This window comes from Amycolatopsis sp. NPDC051372 (genome assembly GCF_040682095.1).
Taxonomy (GTDB): Bacteria; Actinomycetota; Actinomycetes; order Mycobacteriales; family Pseudonocardiaceae; genus Amycolatopsis.
The window spans coordinates 168379-182131 of the sequence record NZ_JBFBAF010000001.1; the positions used below are offsets into that span (position 1 = coordinate 168379).

Below are 13753 nucleotides of genomic sequence, written 5' to 3' on the forward strand. Positions count from 1 at the left end.
ATCGTACGAGGTGGACCGGCCGCGTGGGCCGGTCCACCTCATTAGGGACGCCTATGGACATCCTCACGTGGAACGATTCAGAACAACTCGACCGCCAGTGCCCGGTATGCCGGGAACGGGTCTTCGTTCAGGACCTGGACGTTCACGTGGTCAGCGCCCGCGTCGAGGTGCGCGCGCACGCCCGCCGCGATGGCCGGGGCGTCGCCGTGCAGGACCAGGGCGTCGACGAGGCGGTCGCTGCCCTCGCCGGCGAGGTCTTCCTCCGTGAACCCGAGCTTGCGCAGGTTGGCCGTGTAGTTGGACAGCTGCAGGTAGAACTGCACGGTCTTGCGGCCGAGCGCCCGCGCGCGCTCCGGGTCCGTGTCGAACACGACCTTGTGCTCGGGGGCGAGCAGCGGGCCCGAGCCGAGGATCTCGCGGGCGGAGCGCGTGTGCTCCGGGATGGTCAGGTACGGGTGCGCGCCGGCCGTGCGGTCGCCCGCCAGCTTCAGCACCTTCGGGCCCAGCGCGGCCAGCGCGCGGGACGCCTGGGGGACGCCCGCCGTGTCGAGGCCATCGAGATATTCAACGAGGGCGGCGTAGGGCTTTTTGTACTCCTGCGTCGCCTCCGGGTGGCCCGCGCCGACGCCGAGGAGGAAGCGGCCCGGGTGCTTCGCCTCGATGCGGTGGAACGCCTTCGCGATGGACGCGGGCGTGTCCGCCCAGATGTTGACGATGCCGGTCGCGACGGCGAGGTGATCGGTCGCGTCGAGCAGTTCCTCGGCGATCGCCAGGTCGCCGCCCGGCGAACCGCCCAGCCACACCGCGCCGTAGCCGAGCCTCTCCACCTCCGCCGCGAACTCGCCGTTCGTCTGCGTGGCACTACGCCAAATGCCGACCCTGCCCAGTTCGATAGCCATAAACCTTCCCAACACCCGATGCCCGGCGGATTCTTCCGGGTCTGAAGGCTAGTTTCGTGGCATGACCAAGCTCGGCAACTCGGACCTCGACGTATACGGCCTCAACCTCGGCTGCAACGTCTTCAACTTCACCGCGGACGAAGAGACTTCCCACGCGGTCCTCGAAGCCTACGCTTCAGCCGGCGGCAACTTCCTCGACACCGCCGACGTGTACGGCGGTGGCGGTGGTTCGGAGACGATCATCGGCAACTGGCTGACCAAGCGCGGCCGCCGCGACGACATCGTGGTCGCCACGAAGGTCGGCGCGTGGGAGCAGCGCAAGGGCCTGTCGGCGGCCAACATCACGGCCGCGGCCGAGGATTCGTTGCGGCGCCTGCAAACCGATCACATCGACCTGTACTACGCACACAAGGACGACCAGGACACTCCGCTCGAAGAGACGCTGTCGGCCTTCGACTCCCTCGTGCGCGCTGGCAAGGTCCGCTACATCGCGGCGTCGAACTACTCGGCCGAGCGGTTGACCGAGGCACTGTCCATTTCGGACCGTGAGGGCTACGCGCGGTACGTGGCCCTGCAGCCGCACTACAACCTGGTGGAGCGGGACTACGAGACCGACCTCGCGCCGACGGTCTCGCGCGAGGGGCTTTCGACGTTGCCGTATTTCGCTCTGGCCAAGGGTTTCCTCACCGGCAAGTACCGCTCGGCCGACGAGCCGGGCGACTCCCCGCGCGCCCCGAGGGCCATCGCGTACCTCGACGACCGCGGCGAGCGCGTGCTGGCGGCGCTGGACTCGATCGCCTCGGCGCACGGCGCGTCCGTCGCCTCGGTGGCGCTGGCCTGGTTGCGCGTGCAGCCGACGGTCGCCGCCCCCATCGCGAGCGCGCGCACGCCGGAGCAGCTGACGGATCTCGTGGCATCGGTGGCGCTGGAGCTGACGGGTGCCGAGGTCGAGGCGCTGAACAAGGCGTCGGTCTAGAACGCGCTGATGTTCCGCGCCCGTTCGCGGCGGGTCAGGGTGCCGACGACGGCGCCCTGACCGTGCCGGCGGACGGCGAGCCGGGACAGCAACGTGAGTACTGGCGTGAAGGCCGCGTCGGGGAAGTCCGGCGCCGGCAGGTCGACGCTCGCGGCGAGATCGGCGGAGTGGACGACCAGCTCCAGCAGGCGGGTGTGCAGGAAGTCGTTGCGGCGCAACGACCAGCCCTGCCACGGAATGTCCACCCGCTCCGCCGCCTCGCCGCGCAAGAGCTGCGCGACCGCGGCGAGATCGGCGTCGTACCGCGACAGCATCCAGTCGAAGCCCAGGGCGGCCTCGGCGTCGTCGGTGGTGCGGTCGTTGGCTTGGTCGGTGAGCGACGTCGAGGTGACCCAGGCGGCCCGCGCGTAGTGCTCGTCGACCGCGGCGAGCACCGGCAGGGTCGACGGGGCCGCGAGGAGCTCGGCCGCGCGTGTCACCTGGCGGGCGAGGTGGCAGGCCAGCGCGCCCACCGACAGCTCCGGCAACGCGCTGGGTTCGGCCCAGCGCTCGCGCACAACATCGAGTCGCAACAGCGTCGAACAGACCGCCGCGGCGTCGAGAAACGACTGGTCGAGATCCCCCACGCGAGCACCATCCATGGTCGAATCCTGCCACCCACCGCAACCTACCGAGAAGTAGCTTACCCCGGGTAGGTTGCGGTACCGTCCCCTTCACAAGCGGAAACGCGCGCCAAGGAGGGCACCAGTGGTCAAGAACGTGGACGGCAAGGTCGTGCTGATCACCGGGGCCGCGCGGGGCATCGGGGCCGGGCTGGCGGAGCGGCTGGCCGCACGCGGGGCCAAGGTCGCGCTGGTCGGCCTGGAGGCGGACGAGCAGGCGAAGGTCGCCGAGAAGATCGGGCCGAACGCCAAGGCGTGGGAAGCCGACGTGACCAGCTGGGACGACCTCGAAGCGGCCACCCAGGGCGTCGTGGAGCGCTTCGGCGGGATCGACATCGTCATCGCCAACGCGGGGATCGCCACGGCCGGCTTCGTGCGGAGCGTGGACCCCAAGGCGTTCGAGAAGGTCATCGAGGTCGACCTGCTCGGCGTGTGGCGCACGTTCCGCGTGACGCTGCCCCACGTGATCGAGCGGCGCGGCTACCTGCTGGCGATCTCGTCGCTGGCCGCGATCACACACGCGCCCGGCATGGCGAACTACTCGGCGGCCAAGGCGGGCGTCGAGGCGTTCTCCAACAGCCTGCGGGCGGAAGTCGCGCACCTCGGGGTGAAGGTCGGCGTCGCGCACCCCACGTGGATCCGCACGGACCTGGTCGAAAGCGCCGACGCGCACCCGGTGTTCGGGAAGCTGCGGGCGTCGATGCCGGGGCTGATCGGGAAGACGTACCCGCTCGACGTGGCGCTCGACGACCTCGAGGCGGGCATCCTCAAGCGCGCGCGGACGATCCACGTGCCACGCTGGGTCGGCGGCCTCAAGCTGCTGCGCGCGTTCCTGCCGCCGATCGTCGAGCTCGGCGCGCGGGCCCGCGTGCCGGCGGCGGACAAGGCCGCGCTGGACGACATCGAGCAGCGCGGCGCGTACGAGTCGGCGGTGACCGGCCACGGCGGCCGGGCTGCGACCCGACCCGAATAGATCACAGCCGAATAGGAGCGCGCATGTCCCGCCGCGACCAGATCCGCATGACGCCCGAGGAGATCCGGGCCTACCTCGACGAGCAGAAGGTCATCAACGTCGCCACGGTCGGGCCGAACAACCGGCCCCACCTGGCGCCACTGTGGTACTTCCCGCACGAGGACGGCGTCGCGACGTGGACGTACGGCAGCTCGCAGAAGGCCAAGAACCTGCGCCGCCTGCCGGAGGCGACGGTGCTCATCGAGAGTGGCGATTCCTACGAGAAGCTGCGCGGCGTCTCCCTCGAGGCCGACGTGCAGATCATCGAGGACACCGACGAGGTCACCCGCATGGGCATCACGCTCATGCAGCGCTACGCGGGCGCCAAGCCGGGTGACCCCGTGCCCGCCGAGCTCGGCGAGTTCATCGGCCGCCAGGCCCCGAAGCGCATCGGCCTGATCTTCCACTCGACGAAGGTCGTCTCGTGGGACCACACGAAACTCGGCGGAGCGTACTAACGGGTAGCAGGTACTTTCGAGTAACTGTTACTTGAGGTAACGTCATCTGTGGCAGACCCCCAGCGCAGCGGAGGCCGACAGATGACCGAGCGGTTCAAGGTCGTGATCGTGGGCACCGGGTTCTCCGGGCTCGGGCAGGCGATCCAGCTCGAAAAGGCCGGCATCCGGGACTACGTGATCCTGGAGAAGGCCGACGAAGTGGGCGGCACCTGGCGGGACAACTCGTACCCCGGGTGCGCCTGCGACGTCCAGTCGCACATGTACTCGTTCTCCTACGAGCAGAACCCCGACTGGTCGCGGTCGTTCTCGCCGCAGCCGGAGATCTTCGGCTACCTCAAGGGCGTCGCGGACAAGTACCGGCTGCGCGAGCGGATCCGGTTCGGCGTGGAGATCACCGGGGCCCACTGGGACGCGGGCGAGCGCCGCTGGAGTGTCGAGACCAAGAGCGGCGACGAGTTCTCCGCGCAGTTCCTGGTTTCCGGGGTCGGCGGGCTGCACATCCCGTCGATCCCGAAGCTGCCGGGCATCGAGAAGTTCAAGGGCCAGACGTGGCACTCGGCGCAGTGGAACCACGAGTTCGACCTGCGCGGCAAGAAGGTCGCGGTGATCGGCACGGGGGCGAGCGCGATCCAGTTCGTGCCGCAGATCGCGCCGGAGGTGGCTGAGCTGACGCTCTTCCAGCGCACACCGCCGTGGATCATGCCGAAGCCCGACCACGCGATGCCCGGCTGGGCGAAGCAGCTGTTCCGCTACGTGCCGGGCACGCAACGCCTGTACCGCAACGCGTTGTACTGGCTGCTCGAAGCGCGCGCCATCGGCTTCAACGGGCACCTGAAGCTCATGCACGCGGCCGAATCCGTGGCTCGCCGCCACATCGCGAAGGGCATCAGCGACCCGAAGCTGCGCCGCAAGGTGACGCCGGACTACACGATGGGCTGCAAGCGCGTGCTCATCTCCAACGACTACTACCCCGCCCTCGACCGCGGAGGCGTCGACGTGGTCACCGACGGCGTCCGCGAAGTGCGCGAGAACAGCGTGGTCGACGAAGCCGGGGTGGAGCACGAGGTCGACGCGATCATCTACGGCACCGGCTTCCACGTCACGGATGCGTTGGAGTACCTCGACATCACGGGCGTCGAAGGCCGCGGCCTCGCGAAAACCTGGGCCACGGACGGGATCCGCACGCACAAGGGCATCACCGTCGCCGGGTTCCCGAACCTGTTCTTCCTGCTCGGCCCGAACACCGCGCTGGGCCACAACTCCGTGGTGTTCATGATCGAGGCGCAGTCGCGCTACGTCGTCGACGCGATCAGGCTCGCCGACTCCCACGGCGCCGCCGCGCTCGATGTGCGCCCGTCCGTGCAGGACCAGTTCCAGGCCGAGATCCAGGACAAGCTGGTGAAGGGCGTTTGGACGCAGGGCGGCTGCACGAGCTGGTACCTCGACGCCAAGGGCGTGAACCGCACGATCTGGCCCGGCTTCACGTGGAAGTACTGGCTCGAGACGCGCCGGGTGGAGCCGAGCGACTACGAGCTGTCCGGGAGGCCCTCGTGAACCCGGCGAATCCCGTCGAGCACGAACAGATCGTGCTGCACGCGCGCGACGTCAAGTTCGACTGGGCCGCGCTGCCGATGCACTGGATCCCCGGCGAACCGCAGGCCACGCACAGCATCAACGTGCTGCACATCGCCCTGCCCGAAGGCGAACGCTGGTTCGTCGAGGTCTTCAAGCAGGCCGTGCCGCTGATCCGCGACGAGCGGCTGAAGGAGGACGTCCTCGGCTTCATCGGCCAGGAGGCCATGCACGCCGAGGCCCACGACGGCGCCGCGGAGCACCTCGAAGCCGCGGGCCTGCACGTGCGGCCGTACGTCGCGCAGATGGAGTGGCTGTTCCGCCGGCTGCTGGGAGATCGTCCTGGCGCCGGTGAGGAATGGCTTGTCGAACGGCTCGCGCTGATCGCCGCGATCGAGCACTACACCGCGTTCCTCGGCCAGTGGGTGCTCGACGCGAAGGCGCTCGACGACGCCAGTTCCGACCCGACGATGCTCGACTTGCTGCGCTGGCACGGCGCGGAGGAAGTCGAGCACCGGTCCGTGGCCTACGACCTGTTCTGCCACCTCGACGGCCGCTACTCGCGCCGCGTGCGCAGCATGGCCGTGGTGACGCCGGCGCTGGCGTGGGTTTTCGTGCGGGGCACCAAGTTCCTCATGCGCAACGACCCGACGCGGCCGGGGCGAGCGTCCTGGCGCGCGTACCTGAAGGCCGCGAAGCGCGGTGTTGCACCTTCGCCGCGCGAGCTGCTGCGCGAGATCCGGCCGTACTTCCGGCGCTCGTACCACCCGACGGAGACCGGCAACACCGACCAGGCCGTGGCGTACCTGGCGAGCTCACCCGCGGCCCGGGCGGCCGACGCACCGAAGTGACCGCACCGCGATGACCGCGCCGGAATTCCCGCCGCGGCTCGACGGCACGGGCCGCCGCGACCGGCTGATGTCCACTTTGGTCGGCGTCGGCGCGGCCTACCGCCGGCTCGCCCGGTACTCCGGCCGGCGCCGCCCGCCCGTGCAGGCGGTGGACCGGACGTTGCCGCTGGTCGTGACCACCGTCCGGCCGGAAGCCGACGAAGTGGTGTCCCTGCGCCTCGCGCGGCCCGAGGGTGAGCCATTGCCGAGCTGGCGGCCGGGCGCGCACCTCGACCTCACCCTGCCGTCGGGACTCGTCCGGCAGTACTCGCTCTGCGGCGACCCCGGCGACCTCTCGCACTACCGCGTGGCCGTCCGGCGGATCGGTGCGGCCTCGGGTGAGGTCCACGCGCTCGAACCCGGCACCAAGGTGGATGTGCGTGGCCCGCGCAACGCGTTCCCGTTCGTCGCGGCGGACTCGTACGTCTTCATCGCCGGCGGCATCGGCATCACGCCGATCCTGCCGATGGTCCGCGCGGCCGACGCCCGCGGAGCCGGCTGGCGGCTCGTCTACACGGGACGCAGCCGCGAGTCGATGCCGTTTGTGGAAGAACTTTCGGATTTGCCCGGGGATCGCGTGTGGTTCCGTCCGGACACCGAGTACGACATTCCGGCCTCGGGCGCGGAGTTGCTGGAGGGCGTCCCCGACGGCGCCTCGGTCTACTGCTGCGGGCCGACGCCGATGATCACCGGCGTCCGCGTGGACCTCGAGCTCACCGGCGCCAGGGCCGTGTACTTCGAACGTTTCTCGACCCCGCCGATCATCGGCGGGCGGCCGTACACCGTGGTCCTGCGCCGCAGCGGCCACACGCTCGCCGTGCCGGCCGACCGTTCGACGCTCGACGTCGTGCGCGAAGTGCTGCCTGACGTGGCGTTCTCCTGCCGCCAGGGCTTCTGCGGCACGTGCGCCGTGGCGACCCCGGACGGCGGGTCGGTGCGGATCTGCGTGGACCGCGGACCCGCCGTCCTGGAGCTCTAGGTGCTACGCCTGCGGGACCCAAGCGCCGAGCACCGGCTTGTACTCCCGGATCGAGCGATCGGCGACCACGCCTTCGAGCTGGTACGGGTCCTTGCCGATCAGTTCCTCGAGGGCCGCCTCGTCCTCGGCCTGCCACAGGACCAGACCACCGGAGCCGTCGGCGAGCGGTCCCGCGACGGCCACGCGGCCGTCGGCGGAGTGCTGGCTCAACCACTCACGGTGACGGGGCCGGACGTCGGCCACCTTCTCCTGCACGTAACGGATTTCGACCAGGTACCAGGCCATGTGGATCTCCCGGGTGGGTGCGTTGGTGACGCTGCCGACGCTACCGGGCAACACCCTGTGGTCCCAGCATCCGACCAGTGGCGGGACAGAGCTCACCCGATACGCTAGGGCTGCGTCAGCAGCTCGGCGCAGGGGCACCACAGGGGTCGAGAACAGGCAGGCAGGGGTACATGCTGGAGGGCAACGCGGAACGCAGTGTCGAGGCGACCCTCGGGCACCTGCGGACCATGGACGGGCCGGTGCCGCCGCAGCAGCCGGCCGCACCGCTGACCCTGGAGGACCTGTACCGCCAGCACCGGATGCGGCTCGTGCGGCTGGCGATCCTGCTGGTCGACGAGCCGGCGACGGCCGAGGACGTGGTGCAGGAGGCGTTCACCGGTCTGCACCGCAACTGGGGCCGGCTGCGCGATGCGGCCGCGGCCGTCGGATACCTGCGCACGGCCGTGGTCAATGGCTCGCGCAGCGTGCTGCGGCGGCGGAAAACCGCGCGTGAATACGTGCCTCCGCACGCCGTGAACGCGCGTTCCGCGGAGAGTCTCGCGATGCTGTCGAGCGAGCACCAAGCCGTGGTCAGCGCCCTTTCGAAGCTCCCGCCGCGCCAGCGCGAGGTGCTGGTGCTCCGGTACTACGGGGGGCTGTCCGAGGCCGAGATCTCCGAGGCCGCGGGCATCTCGAAGGGTACCGTTAAGTCGACCGCCAGCCGGGCGCTGGAGGCCCTGCAGAAGGCGATGCAGACCCCACAGTGACCCGGGTGGACCAATCGCGATCACCGAGTTGCGTAGCCATGTCTGGTCCAGACCAATATATGCTGGAGGGCGTGAAGCACGCCGGAGACTTCGTCATCACGGGCGGCCGGGTCGTCGCCCCGGACCGCGTACTCGACGACGGCTGGCTCGCCGTCTCCGACGGGCGCATCGCCGCGGTCGGCACGGGGACGCCGCCGGGCGGCCCCGACACCGAGGTCGTCGACGTGGGCGGAGCACTCGTGGTGCCCGGGTTCGTCGACACCCACTGCCACGGCGGGGGCGGCGCTTCGTTCTCCACACTGGACCCCGACGAGATCCTCACGGCGGTGCGCGCGCACCGCCGCCACGGCACCACAACCACGCTCGCGAGCCTGGTCTCGGACCCGATCGACCTGCTGACCGAGCAGATCGCGGCCCTGCGTGAGCTCGTGCAGGACGGTGAGCTCGCCGGCATCCACCTCGAAGGCCCGTTCATCTCACGCGCCCGCTGCGGCGCGCACGATCCTGACACGCTGCGTGAACCGGACACCGGCACCGTCGAGAAGCTGCTGCGCGCGGGCGCCGGCGCGATCCGCATGGTCACGCTCGCGCCGGAGCTCAACGGCGGGGTGAAGGCCGTGCGCCAGCTCGCCGAATCGGGTGTGACGGCCGCGATCGGGCACACCGACGGCCTCGCCGAGCAGCTCGTGCCGGCCATCGACGCGGGCGCCACCGTGGCGACGCACCTGTTCAACGGCATGCGCCCCCTGCACCACCGCGAACCGGGCCCGGTCGGTGTGCTGCTGGACGACGAGCGCGTGACGGTCGAGCTCATCTGCGACCTCGTGCACCTGCACCCGACCGTGGTCCGGCTGGCCGCTTCGCACGCGGGCCGCGGCCGGACCGTACTGATCACCGACGCCATGTCGGCCACCGACGCCGCCGACGGTCGCTACACGCTGGGCCGACTCGAGGTCGACGTGCACGACGGCGTGGCGACGCTGGACAACGGATCACTGGCCGGCAGCACGTTGACGATGGACAACGCCTTCCGCAACCTCGTGAAGGGTGCCAAACTCGGTGTCCTCGACGCCGTCCGGGCGACCTCCGGCCGGCCCGCCGAGCTGCTGGGCATCGCCGACCGCACCGGTTCGCTGCGGCCGGGCCTCGCCGCCGACGTCGTGATCCTCGACGACGACCTGCGGCCGGTCCGGGTGCTGCGCCGGGGCGAGTGGGTCGCCGAGGCCGGCCGGGCTACCTTGAGCACGTAAGCGACTACGCGGGCCGCCCGCGGGGAAGTACGGAGAGGGATGAGCGAGCCGAAGGACCCGGAGCGACTGCTCGCCGACGCCCTGCGCGCCCAGGCCGTGTTCGCCCCGCACACCAGCTCGCAGCCCCCGGCGTCTTCCGGCTCCCCGGACTCCACGGGCTCCCCGGACTCCACGGGCTCCGCCGGCGCGACCGGCCCCACCGAGGAGCTCCCACCCCGTTACGGCCTGCTCTCCGGCGCGGGGGCCGACTCCCTCGAACGCGAACGCGCGGCCCTGGACGACGCCTCCGGCCAACGGACGACGCCGGTCTCTTCGGGAGTTCGGCCCGTTCCCGCACCGGATCCGGCGACGGTCCGCCAGGTCGCGCCCGGCCCCGCGCCGCTGCCCGCGCACTGGGTGCTGCTGCTGGCTCTCCTGCTGGGCTTGGCCGCGGGCTCGGTCATCGGACTGCTCACCCTCGTCTGACAATTCCGGAAAACCCCCACTACCTGCGGTGGTTCTCCCTGTGAAGGCACTCAGCGTCACCCTGTACCGTTTTCGGTGTGATTCTCGCCCAGAGCACAGTGACGACCATGTCCATCCTGCCGTCCTGGCTGGACCCGGAGCAGCTGCTGTCCGGCCTGACCGTGCCGGTCATCGCGGTGCTCTGCCTGATCATCTTCATCGAGAGCAGCATCTTCCCGGTGCTGCCGGGCGACTCGCTGCTGTTCACGGCGGGCCTGTTCATCGCCAACGGCACGCTGCAGGCGCCCCTGTGGGTGGTGTGCGTGCTGGTGACGGTGGCGGCGCTGCTCGGCAACGTCTGCGGGTACTACATCGGGTACTTCGTCGGCCCGAAGCTGTTCAACCGGCCCGATTCGAAGTTCTTCAAGAAGGAGTACGTCGACAAGACGCACGCCTTCCTCGACCACCACGGGCCCAAGGCCGTGGTGCTGGCGCGGTTCGTGCCGTTCGTGCGGACGTTCATCACCTGGATCGCCGGCATCGGCCGCATGGACCCGAAGCGGTACTTCACCTACACCGTGCTGGGCGGCATCGTCTGGGCCGCGGGCATCACGGTGCTGGGCTCGCTGCTGGGCAACATCGGCTTCATCCGCGACAACGTCGACGCCATCTTCGTGCTGATCGTGCTCGTGTCCGTGGTTCCGATCCTGCTCGAGTACCTCAAGAGCCGCCGCGAGAAGAAGGCCCGCGTGGGTGCGCCGGAAGAAAACGCCGCCGAGGTCACCCAGCGGATCCCGCGCGTGCGCGACTGATCGAAACGCAGAAAACGGCGCCGGCCCCGAGCAAGGGACCGGCGCCGTTTTCGTGAAACCTCAGTCCGTCATCGAGAACATCGACCCCGGGTTGAACAGGTTTTCCGGGTCCAGTGCCTGCTTGATCTGCCGGTGCACCCGCATCCCGACGGGCCCGATCTCGCGCGCAAGCCAGTCGCGCTTGATCTTGCCGACGCCGTGCTCGCCGGTCACCGTGCCGCCGAGCGAGAGGCCGATCTCCAGGATGTCGTCGAACGCCTGCCGCGCCCGGACGAACTCGTCCTCGTTGTCGGGCGCGTAGACGATCGTCGGATGCATGTTGCCGTCGCCGGCGTGGCCGACCACGGCGATCTTCAGCCCCACCTTCTCACTCACCTGCTCGCAGCCGCGGATCAGCTCGGCGATACGGGTGCGCGGCACGCTGACATCGTCGGTGAGCCAGATGCCGTAGCTTTCCAGCGCGGTCAGGACCACTCGCCGGGCCTGCAGCAGCATCTTGCCCTCTTCGAGGTCGTCGGTGGCGTAGACCAGGTCGGCGCCGCAGTCGGCGCAGATCTGCTCCAGCACGGCGAGCTCGCGCAACGCGGCCTCGCCGCCGACGTCGGACTGCGCCAGCATCAGCGCCTGGCAATCGGAACCCGCGCCGAGGTCGGTCTTGAGGTAGGTCTCCGACGCCTTGATCGACGCCGCGTCCATGATCTCCAGCAGCGACGGCACGAGTCCCTCGCGCACGACCCGCGCCACGGCCTCGCCCGCCGCCTCCGTGGTGCTGAAGCCCGCGACGAGCGTCGCCGGCGCCTGCGGCAGCGGGCGCAACGCCACGGTGGCCTGCGTGATCACGCCGAGCGTGCCCTCGCTGCCGATGAACAGCTTCGTCAGGTCGTAGCCCGCCACGCCCTTCACGGTGCGGCGGCCGGTCTTGAGCAGCGACCCGTCGGCCAGCACGACCTCGAGGCCGAGCACGGAGTCGGTGGTCACGCCGTACTTCACGCAGCACAGGCCGCCGGCGTTGGTGGAGAGGTTGCCGCCGATCGTGCACCAGTCGTAGCTCGACGGGTCGGGTGGATAGAACAGGCCGTGCTTCTCCACGGTGTTGCGGAAGTCGAGGTTGACCACGCCGGGCTGCACCACGGCGAGGCGGTTGGCGGGGTCGATCTCCACGATCTCGTCGAGCTTGGTCAACACGAGCACCACGCAGCCGTCGATGGCGTTGGCCGCACCGGACAGGCCGCTGCCCGCCCCGCGCGGCACGACGGGCACCTTCGCTTCGGCGCACGCCTTGACCACGGCCTGCACCCCCGCGGTGTCCGCGGGCAGCACCACGGCCAGCGGTTTCCCGGACGGCGCGAGCGGCATCATGTCGCGCGAGTAGCTCGCGGTCACGTCGGCGTCGGTGAGCACGGCCTCCTTGCCGAGCTCGTCGCGGAGTCGCTGCAGGAGGGCGTCAGTGCTCATGGCTTCATCGTAGGCACAAATATCTCCGCAGTGCGGAATAGAATTTCCAGATTTCAGCCGGATGGCGACTTGCCCGGCGCCATCCGGCTGCGCATCCAGCCGACCTGTCAGCGCACCAGGCCGTAGACCCGGTCGACGTTGATCGTCAGCACCAGCCGCTGGTCCGCGACCATCGCCTCGCGGTACTCGTCCCAGTCGGGGTGCTCACCGCCGACCTTGCGGTAGAGGTCGATGAGCGCCTCCACCGTCGCGTCGTCCTTGGCCGTGGCGACCGGCGTCAGCACGGCTTTGCCCTCCGCCACCGCGTACGACCAGCCGTTCTCGCTGCCCACGTGGTAGCTCACGCGCGCGTCGCGGCGCATGTTCTTCGTCTTCGCCCGTGTCTCGGTGATCGACACGAGGATCTTGCGCTCGGCGGCGTCGAAGTGGTGGCTCACGGTGGACAGCTGGGGCCGCCCGTCGCGCTTGAGCGTGGCCAGCACGCCGTTGCGGCGGGAGCCGATGAGGTCGTACAGCGGTGTGTCGTCGGTCATAGCTTTTTCAACCCGTCACATTCCGTCTTGTTCCCTCGTCAAGTTCCAGAGCCCTGACCTGGGCCTTCGGACTCGGGAGAAAACGGACGAACACCCTCCGGTGAATATCTGCTTGCATGCAACAACTAAAGTGTGATGCGACACAACCGGGGTCCGCGAGCTTGCGCGAAGCACGGATCAGGCACACTCTTGCTAAAGGCAACTAGTTGCAGCCGCCAAACAACGGTTCGTTTCACCGCGAGAAAGATCGACCGAATGGCACCGAACAGCGCCGCCACCCGGCCCAAGGACAGGCTCGACCTGGCCGACCAGCTCGGACACGAGCTGGTCCGTTTCATGCGCCTGATCACCAAGGCGAAGTCGCAGGTCTCCAAGCAGGGTCCGGACGGCATCGAGCGGGCCGCGTACGCGATCCTCTTCTGCCTCATCCACGAGGGGCCGCAGCGCACCAGCAAGCTCGCCGAGTTCCTGCACTCCGAGATCTCCACCATCAGCAGGCAGTCGAGCGCGCTCGTGCAGCACGGACTGGTGGAACGTCAAGCCGACCCCGAAGACGGCCGCGCCTGCTTGCTCGCGCCCACCGCCGAAGGCCTGCGGGTCTTCGACGAGAACCGCAAGCAGCGCAACCTCTGGCTCGCCGACGTGCTCGGCGACTGGACCCAGGAGGATCGCGAGACCCTCAACGAGCTGTTCGGGCGGCTCAACACCGGTATCGAGAACAACTTTCCAGACATGACCGACTCCGCGCCGGCGGACTCGGTGCACTCCAAGGGGGCCTAG

16 protein-coding genes are annotated in these 13753 nt (G+C 69.6%); 11 read left to right on the forward strand and 5 right to left on the reverse strand.

The genetic code is table 11. The features are described from left to right. Window positions 1-77: 77 nt before the first annotated feature. Window positions 78-899: an LLM class F420-dependent oxidoreductase gene (locus AB0M56_RS00755; RefSeq protein WP_364169369.1), complete on the reverse strand. Its 822-nt coding sequence runs from the start codon at window positions 897-899 to the stop codon at window positions 78-80. 61 nt (window positions 900-960) lie between these two features. On the opposite strand from AB0M56_RS00755, the gene AB0M56_RS00760 reads away from it, so the two are divergent. After that, complete coding sequence (locus AB0M56_RS00760) at window positions 961-1875, forward strand: aldo/keto reductase (protein ID WP_364169372.1); 915 nt, start codon at window positions 961-963, stop codon at window positions 1873-1875. On the opposite strand, the gene AB0M56_RS00765 is transcribed toward AB0M56_RS00760, so the two are convergent. Next, entirely contained in the window at window positions 1872-2501 is a 630-nt protein-coding gene (locus tag AB0M56_RS00765; RefSeq protein ID WP_364169374.1) for a maleylpyruvate isomerase N-terminal domain-containing protein, read from the reverse strand. The two genes, AB0M56_RS00760 and AB0M56_RS00765, sit on opposite strands and share 4 nt — an antisense overlap. Window positions 2502-2622: 121 nt before the next feature. Between AB0M56_RS00765 and AB0M56_RS00770 the strand changes: the two genes are divergently transcribed. From AB0M56_RS00770 to AB0M56_RS00790, 5 genes are all read left to right on the forward strand, one after another. Then, complete coding sequence (locus AB0M56_RS00770; RefSeq protein ID WP_364169377.1) at window positions 2623-3510, forward strand: SDR family oxidoreductase; 888 nt, start codon at window positions 2623-2625, stop codon at window positions 3508-3510. A 23-nt stretch (window positions 3511-3533) separates the two neighbouring features. Further along, on the forward strand, window positions 3534-4007 hold the full coding sequence (locus AB0M56_RS00775) for a pyridoxamine 5'-phosphate oxidase family protein (protein WP_364169380.1): 474 nt from the start codon (window positions 3534-3536) through the stop codon (window positions 4005-4007). 81 nt (window positions 4008-4088) lie between these two features. Then, window positions 4089-5561: an NAD(P)/FAD-dependent oxidoreductase gene (locus AB0M56_RS00780; protein ID WP_364169383.1), complete on the forward strand. Its 1473-nt coding sequence runs from the start codon at window positions 4089-4091 to the stop codon at window positions 5559-5561. Continuing rightward, window positions 5558-6430, forward strand: coding sequence for a metal-dependent hydrolase (locus AB0M56_RS00785; RefSeq protein WP_364169386.1), 873 nt, complete (start codon window positions 5558-5560; stop codon window positions 6428-6430). Before AB0M56_RS00780 ends, AB0M56_RS00785 begins: the two co-directional genes overlap by 4 nt. Window positions 6431-6440: 10 nt before the next feature. Beyond that, a complete protein-coding gene (locus tag AB0M56_RS00790) occupies window positions 6441-7448 on the forward strand; it encodes a PDR/VanB family oxidoreductase (RefSeq protein WP_364169389.1) in 1008 nt (335 codons plus the stop codon). 3 nt (window positions 7449-7451) lie between these two features. On the opposite strand, the gene AB0M56_RS00795 is transcribed toward AB0M56_RS00790, so the two are convergent. Further along, window positions 7452-7733, reverse strand: coding sequence for a YciI family protein (locus AB0M56_RS00795; RefSeq protein WP_360585867.1), 282 nt, complete (start codon window positions 7731-7733; stop codon window positions 7452-7454). 170 nt (window positions 7734-7903) lie between these two features. Here AB0M56_RS00795 and AB0M56_RS00800 point away from each other — a divergent pair, with 170 nt between their 5' ends. From AB0M56_RS00800 to AB0M56_RS00815, 4 genes are all read left to right on the forward strand, one after another. Further along, entirely contained in the window at window positions 7904-8479 is a 576-nt protein-coding gene (locus AB0M56_RS00800) for a SigE family RNA polymerase sigma factor (protein WP_285971557.1), read from the forward strand. A gap of 59 nt (window positions 8480-8538) precedes the next feature. Continuing rightward, complete coding sequence (nagA, locus tag AB0M56_RS00805; RefSeq protein WP_364170700.1) at window positions 8539-9729, forward strand: N-acetylglucosamine-6-phosphate deacetylase; 1191 nt, start codon at window positions 8539-8541, stop codon at window positions 9727-9729. A 39-nt stretch (window positions 9730-9768) separates the two neighbouring features. After that, complete coding sequence (locus AB0M56_RS00810) at window positions 9769-10194, forward strand: hypothetical protein (protein WP_364169392.1); 426 nt, start codon at window positions 9769-9771, stop codon at window positions 10192-10194. A 77-nt stretch (window positions 10195-10271) separates the two neighbouring features. After that, window positions 10272-10985, forward strand: coding sequence for a VTT domain-containing protein (locus AB0M56_RS00815; protein WP_364169395.1), 714 nt, complete (start codon window positions 10272-10274; stop codon window positions 10983-10985). 60 nt (window positions 10986-11045) lie between these two features. Here the strand turns inward: AB0M56_RS00815 and AB0M56_RS00820 are convergent, their stop codons facing one another. Together AB0M56_RS00820 and AB0M56_RS00825 are read right to left on the reverse strand one after the other, a co-directional pair. Further along, window positions 11046-12440, reverse strand: a complete 1395-nt coding sequence (locus tag AB0M56_RS00820) for an FAD-linked oxidase C-terminal domain-containing protein (protein ID WP_364169398.1) — start codon at window positions 12438-12440, stop codon at window positions 11046-11048. A 107-nt stretch (window positions 12441-12547) separates the two neighbouring features. Next, the gene (locus AB0M56_RS00825) at window positions 12548-12973 is read right to left on the reverse strand and encodes a PPOX class F420-dependent oxidoreductase (protein WP_364169401.1); all 426 of its coding nucleotides are present in this window, start codon (window positions 12971-12973) and stop codon (window positions 12548-12550) included. A gap of 255 nt (window positions 12974-13228) precedes the next feature. Here AB0M56_RS00825 and AB0M56_RS00830 point away from each other — a divergent pair, with 255 nt between their 5' ends. Then, the gene (locus AB0M56_RS00830; RefSeq protein WP_364169404.1) at window positions 13229-13753 is read left to right on the forward strand and encodes a MarR family transcriptional regulator; all 525 of its coding nucleotides are present in this window, start codon (window positions 13229-13231) and stop codon (window positions 13751-13753) included.

What these genes read in the sequence shown, in the direction of transcription:
- nagA (WP_364170700.1), top strand. Translation starts at nt 8,539, where the DNA reads ATGCTGGAGGGCGTGAAGCACGCCGGAGACTTCGTCATCACGGGCGGC.
- AB0M56_RS00755 (WP_364169369.1), bottom strand. Translation starts at nt 899, where the DNA reads ATGGCTATCGAACTGGGCAGGGTCGGCATTTGGCGTAGTGCCACGCAG.
- AB0M56_RS00830 (WP_364169404.1), top strand. Translation starts at nt 13,229, where the DNA reads ATGGCACCGAACAGCGCCGCCACCCGGCCCAAGGACAGGCTCGACCTG.
- AB0M56_RS00810 (WP_364169392.1), top strand. Translation starts at nt 9,769, where the DNA reads ATGAGCGAGCCGAAGGACCCGGAGCGACTGCTCGCCGACGCCCTGCGC.
- AB0M56_RS00775 (WP_364169380.1), top strand. Translation starts at nt 3,534, where the DNA reads ATGTCCCGCCGCGACCAGATCCGCATGACGCCCGAGGAGATCCGGGCC.
- AB0M56_RS00760 (WP_364169372.1), top strand. Translation starts at nt 961, where the DNA reads ATGACCAAGCTCGGCAACTCGGACCTCGACGTATACGGCCTCAACCTC.
- AB0M56_RS00825 (WP_364169401.1), bottom strand. Translation starts at nt 12,973, where the DNA reads ATGACCGACGACACACCGCTGTACGACCTCATCGGCTCCCGCCGCAAC.
- AB0M56_RS00800 (WP_285971557.1), top strand. Translation starts at nt 7,904, where the DNA reads ATGCTGGAGGGCAACGCGGAACGCAGTGTCGAGGCGACCCTCGGGCAC.
- AB0M56_RS00780 (WP_364169383.1), top strand. Translation starts at nt 4,089, where the DNA reads ATGACCGAGCGGTTCAAGGTCGTGATCGTGGGCACCGGGTTCTCCGGG.
- AB0M56_RS00820 (WP_364169398.1), bottom strand. Translation starts at nt 12,440, where the DNA reads ATGAGCACTGACGCCCTCCTGCAGCGACTCCGCGACGAGCTCGGCAAG.
- AB0M56_RS00795 (WP_360585867.1), bottom strand. Translation starts at nt 7,733, where the DNA reads ATGGCCTGGTACCTGGTCGAAATCCGTTACGTGCAGGAGAAGGTGGCC.
- AB0M56_RS00790 (WP_364169389.1), top strand. Translation starts at nt 6,441, where the DNA reads ATGACCGCGCCGGAATTCCCGCCGCGGCTCGACGGCACGGGCCGCCGC.